At 68.4% G+C, this 13490-nt stretch carries 10 protein-coding genes; 2 read left to right on the top strand and 8 right to left on the bottom strand.

Going from position 1 to position 13490, the window contains the following annotated elements; all coding sequences use genetic code 11:
- Positions 1–45: 45 nt before the first annotated feature.
- Positions 46–945 carry a haloalkane dehalogenase gene (locus F9288_RS18345; protein ID WP_174838113.1) on the bottom strand — a complete coding sequence of 300 codons (900 nt, stop codon included), beginning with the start codon at positions 943–945 and terminating at the stop codon, positions 46–48.
- Between the two features lie 77 nt (positions 946–1022).
- On the bottom strand, positions 1023–1787 hold the full coding sequence (locus F9288_RS18340) for a helix-turn-helix domain-containing protein (protein WP_174838112.1): 765 nt from the start codon (positions 1785–1787) through the stop codon (positions 1023–1025).
- A gap of 128 nt (positions 1788–1915) precedes the next feature.
- Between F9288_RS18340 and F9288_RS18335 the strand changes: the two genes are divergently transcribed.
- Positions 1916–3094: an MFS transporter gene (locus F9288_RS18335; protein ID WP_217482669.1), complete on the top strand. Its 1179-nt coding sequence runs from the start codon at positions 1916–1918 to the stop codon at positions 3092–3094.
- A gap of 17 nt (positions 3095–3111) precedes the next feature.
- Here the strand turns inward: F9288_RS18335 and F9288_RS18330 are convergent, their stop codons facing one another.
- From F9288_RS18330 to F9288_RS18310, 5 genes are read right to left on the bottom strand one after another with little or no spacing between them, the layout of a single operon-like run.
- A complete protein-coding gene (locus tag F9288_RS18330) occupies positions 3112–4719 on the bottom strand; it encodes a S10 family peptidase (RefSeq protein WP_174838110.1) in 1608 nt (535 codons plus the stop codon).
- 48 nt (positions 4720–4767) lie between these two features.
- On the bottom strand, positions 4768–5865 hold the full coding sequence (locus F9288_RS18325) for an ABC transporter permease (protein ID WP_174838109.1): 1098 nt from the start codon (positions 5863–5865) through the stop codon (positions 4768–4770).
- On the bottom strand, positions 5862–7028 hold the full coding sequence (locus F9288_RS18320; RefSeq protein WP_174838108.1) for an ABC transporter permease: 1167 nt from the start codon (positions 7026–7028) through the stop codon (positions 5862–5864). The genes F9288_RS18325 and F9288_RS18320 overlap by 4 nt, the downstream gene beginning before the upstream one ends.
- Before the next feature lie 5 nt (positions 7029–7033).
- Positions 7034–8050: an HlyD family secretion protein gene (locus tag F9288_RS18315; protein WP_174838107.1), complete on the bottom strand. Its 1017-nt coding sequence runs from the start codon at positions 8048–8050 to the stop codon at positions 7034–7036.
- On the bottom strand, positions 8047–9411 hold the full coding sequence (locus F9288_RS18310; RefSeq protein ID WP_174838106.1) for a TolC family protein: 1365 nt from the start codon (positions 9409–9411) through the stop codon (positions 8047–8049). Before F9288_RS18310 ends, F9288_RS18315 begins: the two co-directional genes overlap by 4 nt.
- Before the next feature lie 198 nt (positions 9412–9609).
- Between F9288_RS18310 and F9288_RS18305 the strand changes: the two genes are divergently transcribed.
- A complete protein-coding gene (locus tag F9288_RS18305; RefSeq protein ID WP_174838105.1) occupies positions 9610–11214 on the top strand; it encodes a S10 family peptidase in 1605 nt (534 codons plus the stop codon).
- Between the two features lie 45 nt (positions 11215–11259).
- Here F9288_RS18305 and F9288_RS18300 read toward each other — a convergent pair whose 3' ends face one another.
- Positions 11260–13476: a TonB-dependent receptor gene (locus F9288_RS18300; RefSeq protein ID WP_174838104.1), complete on the bottom strand. Its 2217-nt coding sequence runs from the start codon at positions 13474–13476 to the stop codon at positions 11260–11262.
- Between the last annotated feature and the right edge of the window lie 14 nt (positions 13477–13490).

Here is a 13490-nt window from a genome sequence, read left to right as displayed (position 1 = left end):
GTCCCCTCGTAGCCTTGCCGGCCGATATGTGACAATCCGTGCCGGTCAGCTTTCCCGCGCCACCGTGAGGATGCAGCGGACGAAGCCTCGCGGATCGTCCTCCTGCACGAAATGCCCGCCGTGCAGCGTGGCGTGCGGCTGCCCCGCCGTGCCGGGGACGCGGCCGATGAAGCGCGTCTCGCCGCCGCGCGTCACCGGATCGCCGTCGCTGAAGCAGCACAGGAAGGGCTTCTCCCATTGGTCCAGCACCTTCCACGCCTCGATCTGGTCGGGCACCGCCGGGTCGTCGCCGAACGGCACCAGCGAGGGGAAGATGCGCGCGCCCGCCTTGTGGGCGCGGCGCGGAAAGGGCGCATCATAAGCGGCGATCTCCGCGTCGGACAGACGCCGCTTCGTGCCCGCGTTGATGATCCGGCCGATCGGAAATACCGGGCTGTAGCGCGAGAAGGCGCGCCAGATGCGGAAGGCGCGCGGCGCGGCGCCGCCCTCCGGCAGTCCGCCATTGGCGAGCACGATCCCGGCGAACCGCTCCGGCATCGCCGCGACCAGTCGGAGGCCGACCAGCGAACCCCAGTCCTGACAGGCGAGCGTGATGCCGGAAAGGTCGAGCCGCTCGATCCAGCTTCGCATCCACGCGACATGGCGGGCGTAGCTGTAATCGCTCTTCGCGGCCGGCTTGTCCGACCGGCCGAAGCCGATCAGGTCCGGCGCGACCACGCGGAAGCCGGCCTCCACCACCGGCCCGATCATGTGGCGATAGAGATAGCACCAGCTCGGCTCGCCGTGCATCATCAGCACAACCGGCGCGTCGCGCGGCCCTTCGTCGATATAATGGACGCGCAGCCGGGTGCCGTCGTGGGTGTCGGCGATCTCGGCATAATGCGGCGCGAACAGGAAGTCGCCGATGCCGGCGAAGGCCGCATCCGGGGTGCGCAGGACTTTCAAGCGGCTCTCCCATGCCGACGGTCATCTATTGGCATTGATAGTGCCTATTTATTGCCTGCCGGTCAATCCGCGTGGCGTTATGGCCGGTAGCGGCTCGGAGGCACGCCCAGGGCGCGCTTGAACATGGTGGAGAAGCTGGCCGGTCCGTCATAGCCGAGGTCCAGCGCGATGGTGGTGATCGGCTCGCCCGCCGCGAGCCGGGGCAGCGCGACCGACAGGCACGCCTGCTGCCGCCATTCGGCGAAGCTCATCCCGGTCTCGCGCCGGAACAGGCGGGTGAAGCGGCGGCGGTTCATCGCCAGCGCATCGGCCCATTGGTCGATCGTCGCGGTCGCGCGCGGCCGTTCGAGGAAGGCGTGGCAGCGCGCGGCGAGCGCGGCATGGCGCGGGAAGGGCACCGCGATCGGGATCACCGGCGCGCGATCGATCTCCGCCACCAGCAGCCGCATCACCAGCCCGTCACGCCCGCCCTCGTCATATTCCACCGGGATTTCCGCCGCCGACAGCAGGAGCTGGCGCAGCAGCGGCGAGACCGCGACGACGCGGCAGGCGCCCCCCAGCGCCGGGCAGGCGCTCGGCTCGATCAGCACGCTGCGTGTCTGCACCGCCCCGACCATGCGCACGGCATGTGGCGTGCCGCCGGGGATCCACACCGCGCGCTCCGGCGGGGCAACCCACGCGCCCTGCGGCGTGCTGACCGCGACCACGCCGTTCGCGGCATAGAGGAGCTGCCCGCGCCGATGGCGATGCTCGGCAAGCTCGAAAGAAGGCGGATAATCGTTGCCGATACCGACCACCGGGCGCGGCACGTCCTCATGCTCGGCGGCGCTGCGATATGGCATGATTGTCCCTCTATCGAAAACGAATGACCCATATGCGCAGGCGGGACGCGAAGCGAGCGGCTATTCGCCCCATTCGAAAAGGATTCCAGATGAGCGATTCGACGGTGGCGACGGCGCGGCCCGGCGCGATGGCAGACAGCGGCACGGTGTTCGGCGTGATCGTGGCGATCAGTTTCTGCCACATGCTGAATGACATGATGCAGTCGCTGCTCCCGGCGATCTATCCGGGGTTGAAGACCGATCTTCACCTCACCTTCGGCCAGATCGGGCTGGTGACTCTGGCCTATCAGATCACCGCCTCGATCCTCCAGCCGCTCGTCGGGCTTTATGCCGACAAGAGGCCGACGCCGATGGCGCTGCCGGGCGGCACGTTGTTCTCGCTCGCCGGCCTCAGCGTGCTGTCGGTGGCGCACAGCTATGGGCTGGTGCTGGCGGGTGCGGCGCTGCTCGGTGTCGGCTCGTCGGTGTTCCACCCCGAATCCTCGCGCGTGGCGCGGATGGCGGCGGGCGGGCGGCATGGCCTCGCGCAGTCGCTGTTCCAGGTCGGCGGCAATGCCGGGCAGGCGCTCGGCCCGCTCGCGGCGGCGCTGGTGGTGGTGCGCTGGGGCCAGTCGAGCCTTGCTTTGTTCGCGCTGCTGGCGCTGCTTTCGGGGGCGGTGCTGTGGAACGTCGCGGTCTGGTATCGCCATCACGGGCTGGTGCGGCTGCGCGCGGGCGGGAAGGGCGCGTCGGCCGCCGACCTGCCCGCCGGCCATGCGCGGCGCGGCATTCTCATCCTGCTGGCGCTGATCTTCTCCAAATACGTCTATCTCGCCAGCCTGACGAGCTATTACACCTTCTACCTGATCCACCGTTTCGGCGTGTCGGTGGAGAATGCGCAGCTCCACCTGTTCGCCTTCCTGACGGCGGTGGCGGTCGGCACGGTGCTGGGCGGGCCGCTGGGCGACCGTTTCGGGCGGAAGTATGTGATCTGGTTCTCGATCCTCGGCGCCTTGCCCTTCACGCTGGTGCTGCCGCATGTCGGGCTGTTCTGGACCGGGCCGCTCACCGTGGCGATCGGCCTGATCCTCGCCTCCGCCTTCCCGGCGATCGTGGTGTTCGCGCAGGAACTGGTGCCGGGCAAGGTCGGCATGATCTCCGGCCTGTTCTTCGGCTTCTCCTTCGGCATGGGCGGCCTCGGCGCGGCGGTGCTCGGCTGGATGGCCGACCGCACGGGAATCGAGGCGGTCTATCAGCTTTGCGCGTTCCTGCCGGCGATCGGGCTGCTCACCGCCTTCCTGCCGAACATCGAGCGCCGCCGGGCCTAGGACGGACCGGTCGACATTCAGTTCTGGCGGCTATTGTCGGTGCGGCGGATGAAGTCCGCCACGTCGGCGTGGAACGCCTTCAGCACCGCCGGATTGACATAGACCATGTGGCCGGACTGGTAGTAGCGATATTCGATATTGGCGCGGATGCTCTCCGGCACCGGCAGATGGCGCATCTCGTACACCCCGGAGAAATAGGGGGTGGAGACGTCGAAATAGCCGCCGCTGACCATCACCTTCAGCGTCGGGTTCTGCTTCATCGCCACGGCAAGGTCCGGCAGCACGTTGGGCAGCGCGATCAGCGCCTTGTCCGCGCCGGGCGGCTGGTGCTTGTAGTCCCAGCTTCCGTAGATGCCGACGCTCGGCTTGTGCTCCACACCCTTGCCGTATCCCAGGGTATCGCGGGCATAATCGTTGAACGCGGCGACATAGGCGCCCTCGAGCGCCGCGCTCTGCGGATCGTAGCCCGAGACCTTGCTGAGCGGATCGAGCGTCGCGCCGGTGAAGCGCGTGTCGAGCGTGCCGGTGGTCAGCGCCTGATCCGCCAGCAGCTCCTTCTGGAACGCGCCATATTCGATCCGCAGGTCCGACCTGAGCAGATAGGGCACGGGCAGCCCGGTATAGGCGGAGAGGCGGCCCGCGATCTCCCGCTTCCTGTCGGCGGGCAGCGCGCTGCCCTGCATCAGCGCGGCGGCATAGTCGCCGGTCGCGAACCGCTCCACCTCGTCGAGGAAGGCGCGCAGGTCCGCCGGCCGGTCGGCGACCTTCCGGTGATACCAGGCGGTCGCCGCATAGGTCGGCAGCGAGACGACATAGGGCAGGTCGACCCCCGGATTGAGTTGCGGATCGTCCGGGATCAGGTCCCAGTTGAGGATGTCGGAGAGCAGGACGACGCCGTTGAGGTCGATTCCCTCCTTCTGCAACGCCAGCGTCAGCCCCGCCGCGCGCATCGTGCCGTAGCTTTCGCCGAGCAGGTATTTCGGCGAGTTCCAGCGCTGGTAGCGCGACAGGAACTGGACGATGAATTTGGTGAAGGCGTGGATGTCCTGATCGACGCCGTAGAAGGCGGCCTCCTTGTCCGGCCCCGCGATGCGGCTGAAGCCCGTGCCCGGCGCGTCGATGAAGACGAGATCGGACACGTCGAGCAGGCTCTCGGCGTTGTTGACCGTGGCATAAGGCGCGGCGGGCGTATGCTCGCGATCCGGGGTCTGCACGCGGACCGGGCCGAACGCGCCCATGTGCAGCCAGATGCTCGACGATCCGGGGCCGCCGTTGAACAGGAAGGTGATCGGCCGCCCCGCCGCGGGCGCGCCGGTCCTGAAATAGGCGGTGTAGAACATCGACGCTTCGGCCTTGGGCTTCTTCGCGTCCCTGGCATCCTTGTCCGCGCCCGCGTCGATCGCGTCGGTGTCGCTCCACCCCTTCGGATGCACCACCAAAGTCCCCGCCACCGCGCGATAGGCGATGCGCGCGCCGCCGACCGTCACGCTGCCGTTCGAGGTGATCTCGCCGGGCTGGAACAGCGCCGGGGCGGGGGCGGCATCATCCCTGGCGGGCGTGTCGGCGGCCTGCGCGGCGGTGGATGCGGCGAGCGCTGTAAGGAGCGGGAGGAGGGTGGCTTTCATCGGCGCTTTCCTGCCGACGCGCGCCGCCGCTGTAAACCGGCTTCGATTTCAGCGCGGGCGATAGCGCAGCACCGCGATCGCGCCGTAGAGCAACGCCAGCAGCGCGAGATTGATCACCTCGCCGCGCTGCTCGGCGAGCGTCGCGCCCATCTGGTTGACGCCGACCATCAGGCGGATGCCCGGCGTGGTCGGCAGCAGGCGCGCGACGAGCGTCAGCCAGTGCGGCGTCGCCTCGACCGGCCATGACAGGCCCGAGAGGAAGAAGATCGGCACCGAGGTGACGATCCAGAGCTGGATCGGCCGCTCGCGCGTGCGGAAGAAGCTGCCGAGCGCCAGCGCCGCGGCGACCGTCGCCGACACGAACAGCGCGGCCGCCGCGACCAGCGCGAACGGCTGCGCCTGCGCGCGCGGATAATCCTGGAACCAGAAGACGAAGCCGGTGAACCACGCGACATTGGCGCAGCCGACGACGAAGAAAGCGAGCGTGATGCCGAGCAATCCCCGGCGCGAGAAGCTGAGCGGCCCGTCATGCTCCCGCATCGTCGCGGCGAGCATGGCGAGGCCCATCAGCAACGTCTGCTGGATGATGAGGAACGCGACGCCGGGGAAGATCGTGGCGCCATAGCCCTCGCGCGTGTTGAACAGCGGGCGCTGGATCATCGCCAGCGCGGGCGGGGCGGGCGCGCCCAGCGCCATCGCCTGATCGACCGCCGCCGCGCGCCCGGCCGCGCCGAGCGCCGCGCCGACCCCGGCCAGCGCGGTCGAGGTGCGCAGGAGATAAGCGCCGTTGCCGTAGAGCGCGACCACGCCCTGACCGCCGGAGAGGATGCGCCGCTCGAACCCCTCCGGGATCACCACGATCGCGCTCACCCGCCGCTCGCGGAGCTGGCGGAGCGCGGCGACGGGGGAGGGCGGGCGCGCCACCACTTCCGCCTGTTGCAGCGCGGCGAGGCGGCTCTCCAGCGCGCGGCTGGTGCCGCTGTGGTCCATATCGACTACCGCCACCGGCATCCGCACCGGCACCTCGCCGGAATAGGCCGATGGGTAGAAGAAGGCGTAGAGGAGGCACGAGCCGATCAGCAGCATCAGCGCCGAACTGTCCGCGAAGATCGCACGGAAGGCGGCGAGGAAGGCGCGTCCGGTCATCGCCGTCCCCATGTGTCGGGCCGCCGCGCCGCCGCGAGGTAACGCGGCAGGCCGATCGCGCCGCTGACCAGCAGGAAGGCGAGCATCGCCAGCACCTGCCACATCGACTGGCTGGCCGGCGCGCCCATGATCCATTGCTCCGCCAGCAATTTGGCGAAGGCCGAATAGGGCAGCAGCGCGCTCCACAGCCGGGCGAAGGCCGACGCGGATTCGACCGGGAAGATCGCGCCCGCGAAGGCGAAGGATGCGCCGGCATAGAGCCCCACCGCCGACAACGCCTTGCCCATCGACAGCGACAACCCGATCACCAGCAGGCTTACACCAACATAAGCGAGATACATCGCGGCATAGCCCGCGAGCAGCATCGCCACGCTCCCCGCGACCGGCCAGCCGCGCAAGCCCGCGACATAGCCGATCGCCAGCAGCCCCCAGCCGATGAAGATCGCGAGATAGGGCGCGAGCTTGCCCGCCACCGCCGCCACCGCCCGCGCGGGCGGGTCCGCGCCGATCCACGCGCCGATCGTGCCGTCGCGCAATTCGCGTCCCAGGGCGCTCACCACCGCGACCATGAAGATCAGGTGGAGCAGCGCCGGGTGGATCAGCGTGACGAGTTGCAGCTCATAGCTGCCCTGCGGGTTGAACAGCATCGCGCTCTGCGCCGCGACCGGCGGGTGGCGCACCCTGCCCGGCCCAGCGACGGCGGCGGTCTGCTCGACGGCGAGCGTCGCGGCATAGCCCTGCACGACATTGCCCACCTCGCGCAGCGCCGCGCCGGACGGCGTGGAATAGCTCGCGTTGTAGAAGGTGGTGATGCTCCCGGTTTCGCCGCGCAGCACCGCACGCTCGGTGTCCGCCGGGATCAGCACCACGGCATAGGCGCGGTTCGACCGCACCAGCGCCTCCGCCGCGCGCATGTCCGTCGGCCGCGCCGCGACGCGGAGGCCCGGCGCGGCATCCAGCCGCCGGGTCAGCTCGCGCGAGACGGCGGTGCCGTCCTGATCGACCACCGCGATCGGCAGGTCGCGCATCACGCCCGAGGAAAGCTGGACCGACACCACCGCCATCAGCAGCAGCGGCACCCATGTCACCAGCGCCAGATCCCAGAAATGGGCGGCGAGGAACCGCACCTCCCGGCGCAACGCGCTGGCGAAGGCGCTTGCCACGCCGGTTATGCCGGCCAGTCGAACAGCACGGTCATGCCCGGTCGCAATCCCTCGACCGGCGCGACGGGCACGACGCGCACCTCGAAGCTCTTGATGTCGAACCCGCTCGATTGCCGCGTCGCGCGCCATGTCGCGAAGTCGCCGGCGGGCGCGGTGTAGATCACGCGGAAGCGCGCCCGCCTGTTGTTCAATGCCGGGATCGTGCCGCCGATCTCCTTGCCGCGCGCGAGGCCGTGGAGCTGATCCTCGCGCACGTTGAGCGTCACCCAGGGATGCGCGGTGTCGGTGAGCATGAACACCGGAAAGCCCTGCGGCACCAGCTCGCCGGGCTGGGCGAGCCGTTTGCCGACCTCGCCGTCCGTCGGCGCGAGCACGCGCGTCTCGTCGGCGGCGGCCTTTACCTCCGCCACCGCGCCGCGCGCCTGCTGCACCTGGCCGCTCGCCGCCGCCTTGTCCTGCCGCCGCGCGCCGGCCAGCGCGAGATCATATTGCGCGCGCGCCGCCTTGGCCTGCTCGGCGGCGGCGACCGCGTTGGTGCGCGCCTCGTCCGCCTTCTGCCCGGCGATCACGCCCTGCTGATAGAGCCGCTGAGTGCGCGCGGAAGTGGTCCGCGCCAGATCGGCGGCGGCCTGCGCGCGGCGCCATTGCGCCTCTGCCGCGCGGATATCCTCCGGCCGCGCGCCTTCGTCCGCCTTGCTCTCCACCGCCCGCGCCGCCGCCAGCGCGCCGCCGGCCTGTTCGGATTTGGCGGCGACCTCCGGGCTGTCGAGCGTGTAGAGCAACTGCCCCGCCTTCACCGCCTGCCCCTCCTCGACGTGGAAGGCGGCGATGCGGCCCGTCACCTTGCTGGTGATGCGCATCTCGCGCGCGTCCGCCATGCCCTGGATCTGGTCGGGCGCGGGGCGATAGGCGAGCCACAGGCCAAGCGCGAGCAGCGCCGCGACGACCAGCGCCGCGATCAGCCCGATCGGGCGGCGGCGCGCGGGGGCGGGGGCTTCGTCGTCGATCGCGGTATCGGTCATGGGATCACCTTGTCCGCCCGCGCGAGATAGTCGGGCATGCGGGACATCTGGCCGCTCATGCTGAGCAATTGCGCGAGCGCCTGCACATAGTCGTTCGCCGCCTGCGCGCGCTGGATGCGGGCGCGGCCCAGCCCGAGCTGCGCGTCGATCACGTCGAGCGAGGTCGCCTGCTGCTCGCGATAGGAAAGCGTCTGGAGCCGCAGATTCTCCTCCGCCGAGGCGAGCGCGCTGTCGAGCAGCAGGAAGCGCTTGCGCGCCGCCTCCGTCTCGCCCCACGCCTTGCTCACGCCGATCTCGAGCTGGGTGCGCGCCTCGCGCAGCCCGGCCTCCGCCTGTGCCACCGTCTCGCGCGCGGCGTCGACCTGCTGGCGGCGGCCCGCGCCGGACATCAGCTTGTATTTGAGGCCGACGCCGACCGACCAGTCGGGATCGGTGAGCAAGGAGTTGCGCCGGTCGAAATTATACTGGCCGAAGCCGTAGATCGTCGGCCGGAGCTTCGATTGCTGGATCGTCACCCCGGCCTGCGCCTGATCCTCCAGCGCCTTCAGCCGCGCGAGCTGCGGATGCGCGTCGAGCGCGGCGGCCCTGAAATTGTCGAGCGGCTCCAGCGGCCGCGAGTTGACGCCCAGCGGGCTGACCGGACGCACCCCCGCCGGCGCGCGCAGCATCCCGGCCAGCGCGGCATTGGCGGTGGCGAGGTCCGAGATCGCCTTCTCATATTCCCGCGCCGCATCGTCGCGCGCCACCTCCGCCTGAAGCCGTTGCGCGCGGCTGATGAAGCGCGCCTGCTCCAGCTTCTCCGCATCGGCGACGTGGCGATTCAGGCCGTCGAGCACGTCGCGGCGGATGCCCAACGCCCGCTCGGCGAGCTGCTGGCCGTAATAGGCCTGCACGAGCTGGACGAGCGCATTCTCCACCGCGATGTCGCGATCGGCGCGGGCCTGCGCGACCTGCGCGCGCGCGCCGGCCTGCGTTCCCGAAATCTGCCCGCCGGCATAGAGCGGCAGGGTGGCGGTGACGATCGGCCGCGTCGCGGTGCGCTCCTGCCGGAACGTCAGCGGATCGCGGATGCCGAACGATTCCGCCACCGGCGCGAGCGACCCCAGCGGGAGATAGAGCGTCTTCTGATATTCGAGCAGCTGCGCCTCGACATCCACGTCCGGGCGGCCGAGCGTGCGCGTCGCGCCTTCCTGCGCCTGCTTGCCGCGCAGCGCGGCGGCGGACGCCTCTATCGCGTCGGAGCGCTGGAGCAGCCGCTCCTGCGCCGCGCGATAATCGAGCGTCAGCGGCGCGACATCCTGCGCGATCGCGGGTGCGGCGAAGGCGGCGGCGCAGAGCAGCGGCAATGACGTAACGCGCATCGACAGCATCTCCCGCCATGGCAAGGCGAAGTGATGCCGATCGTTCCGCCCGTGTAAAGGGCGATTTCGTCCATCGGGGCGGAACAGGCTCGAACGGCGGCCCGATCAATGTATCGTGGGGGCAGGGGAGGGGAATCGTTCCCCGACCGTCCATCATTCGTAACCGCCACAACAAGATACAAGGGACAGGCAGGAACAATGAATATCAGGCATCTGCTGCTTTCAGTCGCCGTCGCCGGCATCGCCGTCACCCCGTTGCAGGCGCGCCCGGCCGACGAGAAGGCGCCACGCGCCGCCGCCGACGAGCCGGGCAAGGGCGGCCAGCCGGGCAAGGCCGCCGACAAGGACGATGATGCGGCGCTCGCTTCCGCCGTGGAGGATGCGCAGCCGAAGCGCGGCAGTGTCGCCGTGAACGGCAAGGTGGTGAACTACACCGTCACGCCCGGCACGCTGACGATCCGCAACGACGACGGCGAGCCGGTCGCCAGCATGTTCTACGTCGCCTATATCGCCGATCGCGCGAAGGGCGCGCCGGAGCGGCCGATCACCTTCGCCTATAACGGCGGCCCCGGCTCGTCATCGATGTGGCTGCACATGGGATCGGTCGCGCCGGTGCATGTCGAGACGCCAGCGCCCGGCGCGCAACCCAATGCGCCGTTCCGTGTGGTTTCGAACCCGCACACCATCCTCGACCGTAGCGACGTGGTGTTCATCGACGCGATCGGCACCGGGCTGTCGCGGCCGATCGGCAAGTCGAAGGGGCCGGAGTTCTGGGGCGTCGATCCAGACATCGACGCCTTCGCGCGCGGGATCATGCGCTTCCTCACCAGATACGGGCGGTGGAACAGCCCGAAATTCCTGTTCGGCGAAAGCTATGGCACCTTGCGTTCGGGCGGCCTCGTCTATGCGTTGCAGGATCGCGGCGTGCAGATGAACGGGGTGATCCTGCTTTCCTCGATCATGAACTACGGGGTGCGCCAGCCCGGTTACGACATGATCCACCTGAGCTACCTGCCGAGCTATGCCGCCGACGCCTGGTATCACAACCGCATCGCCAACCGCCCGGCGACGCTGGAGCCGTGGCTGACGCAGGTGCGCGAATGGACGCGCGGCGCCTATGCCTCCGCGCTGCTCAAGGGATCGGACATCACGCCCGAGGAGAAGAACGCCATTGCGCAGCAGATGAGCGCCTATACCGGCCTGCCGGTGAAATATATCCTCCAGAGCAACCTGCGCGTGGACCTGTCGCGTTTCCGCAAGGAGCTGCTGCGCGATCAGGGCAAGACGATCGGCCGGCTCGACGCGCGCTTCACCGGTTATGACGCCGACGATGCGGGCGAGGGGCCGGAATACGACCCCGCCGACCGTTCGCTCAGTGGCCCCTATATCGGCGCGCTCAACTCCTATCTTTTCGATACATTGGGTTACAAGACGAAGCTCAGCTATCGACCGAACTATTACGCCAAGATCGGCGGATCGAACTGGGACCAGAAGCATCGCGCGCCGGGTCGCGGCGGCTATGGGCCGATGGCGCTGGCCGACACTGCGCTCGATCTGAGCCAGGCGATGCGCGAGAACCCCAATCTCAAGGTGCTCTCGCTCAACGGCTATTATGACATGGCGACGCCGTTCTTCGGCGCGGAATATGACCTGAAGCACATGGATCTGCCGCCCGAGTTGCGGAAGAACCTGACGTTCAGATATTATGAATCCGGCCACATGGTCTATGTGAACCCGGAGGTGCATCCGCAATTCACGCGCGACATGGACGAGTTCATCGACATGGCCAGCCGCGGCGGCTGAACGGGCGGTCGGGCGGGGAACGGTTTCCCCGCCCGACCGCCCGGCTCACATGTCGAAGGCGAGCGTCACGCCATAGGTGCGGGGCGGGGCATAGGGCACCAGCGTCTGCTGATACGGCCCGAAATAGGTGACATAGGTCGGCACCAGCGCATCGGTGAGGTTCTTGCCCCACACCGACAGCTCCCACGCCTTGCCGGGCGCGCGCAGCGAGATGCGCGCGTCGACATTCTCATGCGCCGGCCACAATTGCTGCGGGATGTTCGACGCCTCGAAATAGGCGTCGCCGACCCATGCGTAATCGACCCGCGCCTTCGCGCTCCAGTCGCCCAGCGGCATGTCATATTGCGCGCCGATGTTGAACTTGTTCTTCGGCGAACGCGGGAGCTGGTTGCCGGTATAGTTCTGGCCGGGGATCGTATAGGCGGTGAACTTCGCATCGAGATAGGAATAGCTGCCGTCGAGCTGGAAACCCTCGAACGGGCGGACGATGCCCTCGACCTCGACGCCCTGCAACCGCGCCTTGGCGGCGTTGCTCACCACGACGCAGCACAGCGGGATGAGCTGCGAGACCTGCAAGTCCTTGTAATCGGTACGGAACAGCGCGACGTTGAAGGTCACGCGGCGATCGAGCCATTGCGTCTTGGCGCCGACCTCATAGCCCCAGGCGAATTCAGGATCGTATGGCGTCGCCGCGCCGGCGGCCGTCCCCGACAGGCCCTGGAAGCCGCCGCTCTTGTAGCCGCGCGCGACCGAGCCGTAGAACATCATGTCCGGCGTCGCCTTCCAGTTGAGCGCGAAGCGCGGTGTGAAGGCCTTCCAGCTTTTCGCGCCGTGGACGTCGTATCCGTCGAGCGAGCCGAGCGGCGGCGGCAGGCCGGGGCCGCTGACCTTGTAGCCGGCGAACTCGCCTTCCTTATGCTCCCACGTCATCCGCGCGCCCACCGTGGCGGTGACGGTCGGCGTCAATTCGTAATCGACCTGGCCGAACACCGCGAAGCTGCGCGCGCGCGCATATTGCGGGTAGATCGCCGTGCCGCTCGAAGCCGGCGTGGGGAAATCCTGAATCTGCCCTTCGATACGGTTATTGCGCTCGCGCAGGTAATAGATGCCGGTCTGGCCGTGCAGCTTGTCGTCAAAGGCATTGAACGCCAGCCGCAGTTCCTGGCTGAGCTGATTGTCCCACTCATGCCCGAAATCGGTCGATTCGATCTGGTTGGGAGGGTTCACCGGATTGCTGAAGAACGGCGTCAGGAAACGGAAATCGACCTTGCGCACCGCCGTGAGCGAGGTGACCTTGCCGAGCGGCGTGTCGAGATTGATCTCCGCGCTGTAGGTCTGGATGAAGCGCTTGATATAGCCGTCCGTATAGGCGTTCACGGTGCGCGGATCGGGATTGATCCCCACGCAATGGACGCCGCCCGCGAAGGCGGTATTGCAGATATTGTGGCGCGGGTTGCCGAGCTGGTCCTGATTCGACAGATCGGCGCGCAACGTGATGTCGAGCGCGTCGGTCGGCACGAAGCGCAGCGCGATCCGCCCGGTCGTCAGATTCTCGTTGTTCACCCGGTTGCCGGTGGTCTCGTTATATTCGAACCCGTCCCGCTGCTTGTGCGAGAAGCCCACTGACAGGAAGGTGGTGTCGTTGATCGGCGTGTTGCCGTAGGCGACGATGCTGTAGCGGTTGTAGTTGCCGTAGGTGCCCTCGATGTGGAACGAGGGATCGGCCGAAGGCTTGCGGCTGATGAACTGGACGATGCCGCCGATCGCATTCTTGCCGAACAACGTGCCTTGCGGGCCTCGCAGCACCTCGACGCGCTCCAGATCCATGGCGTCGATATCGGGAATGCCGCCGCGTCCGGCATAGACGCCGTCGACGAAGACCACCACCGACGCGTCGCCGCCGGCATTCTGGCTGATCCCGGAGGCGCTGCCGATGCCGCGCATCGAGAAATTCTGGTTGATCGGATCGACCTGGCCGATGCTGAGGCCGGGGGTGCGGGCGGCGATATCCTGCACGGACTCGATATTGTTGCTCTTGAGCTGCTCGGCGTTGAACGCCGACACCGCGACCGGCACGTCCTGAAGCCGCTGCTCACGACGCTGCGCGGTGACGATGATGTCGCCGGCGGCCTGCGCCTCCTGGGAATCCTGCGATGCGGCGGCGGGCGCTTCCTGCGCCCACGCCGTCGCCGGCATGACAAGCGCCGGGGTTAGCGCGCTCGACACGATGACCCACCGCCGCAGATCGGCCATTTTCGCCATTTTCAATCCTCTCC

Source organism: Sphingomonas sp. CL5.1, assembly GCF_013344685.1.
GTDB lineage: Bacteria > Pseudomonadota > Alphaproteobacteria > Sphingomonadales > Sphingomonadaceae > Sphingomonas.
The sequence above is the reverse complement of the archived record's forward strand: the minus strand, read 5'-3'. Positions and strand labels throughout refer to the sequence as shown.

Bases quoted from the DNA above. Each gene is read 5' to 3' on its own strand.
- F9288_RS18340 (WP_174838112.1), bottom strand. From the start codon at position 1,787: ATGCCATATCGCAGCGCCGCCGAGCATGAGGACGTGCCGCGCCCGGTG.
- F9288_RS18335 (WP_217482669.1), top strand. From the start codon at position 1,916: ATGGCAGACAGCGGCACGGTGTTCGGCGTGATCGTGGCGATCAGTTTC.
- F9288_RS18330 (WP_174838110.1), bottom strand. From the start codon at position 4,719: ATGAAAGCCACCCTCCTCCCGCTCCTTACAGCGCTCGCCGCATCCACC.
- F9288_RS18325 (WP_174838109.1), bottom strand. From the start codon at position 5,865: ATGACCGGACGCGCCTTCCTCGCCGCCTTCCGTGCGATCTTCGCGGAC.
- F9288_RS18315 (WP_174838107.1), bottom strand. From the start codon at position 8,050: ATGACCGATACCGCGATCGACGACGAAGCCCCCGCCCCCGCGCGCCGC.
- F9288_RS18310 (WP_174838106.1), bottom strand. From the start codon at position 9,411: ATGCGCGTTACGTCATTGCCGCTGCTCTGCGCCGCCGCCTTCGCCGCA.
- F9288_RS18305 (WP_174838105.1), top strand. From the start codon at position 9,610: ATGAATATCAGGCATCTGCTGCTTTCAGTCGCCGTCGCCGGCATCGCC.
- F9288_RS18300 (WP_174838104.1), bottom strand. From the start codon at position 13,476: ATGGCGAAAATGGCCGATCTGCGGCGGTGGGTCATCGTGTCGAGCGCG.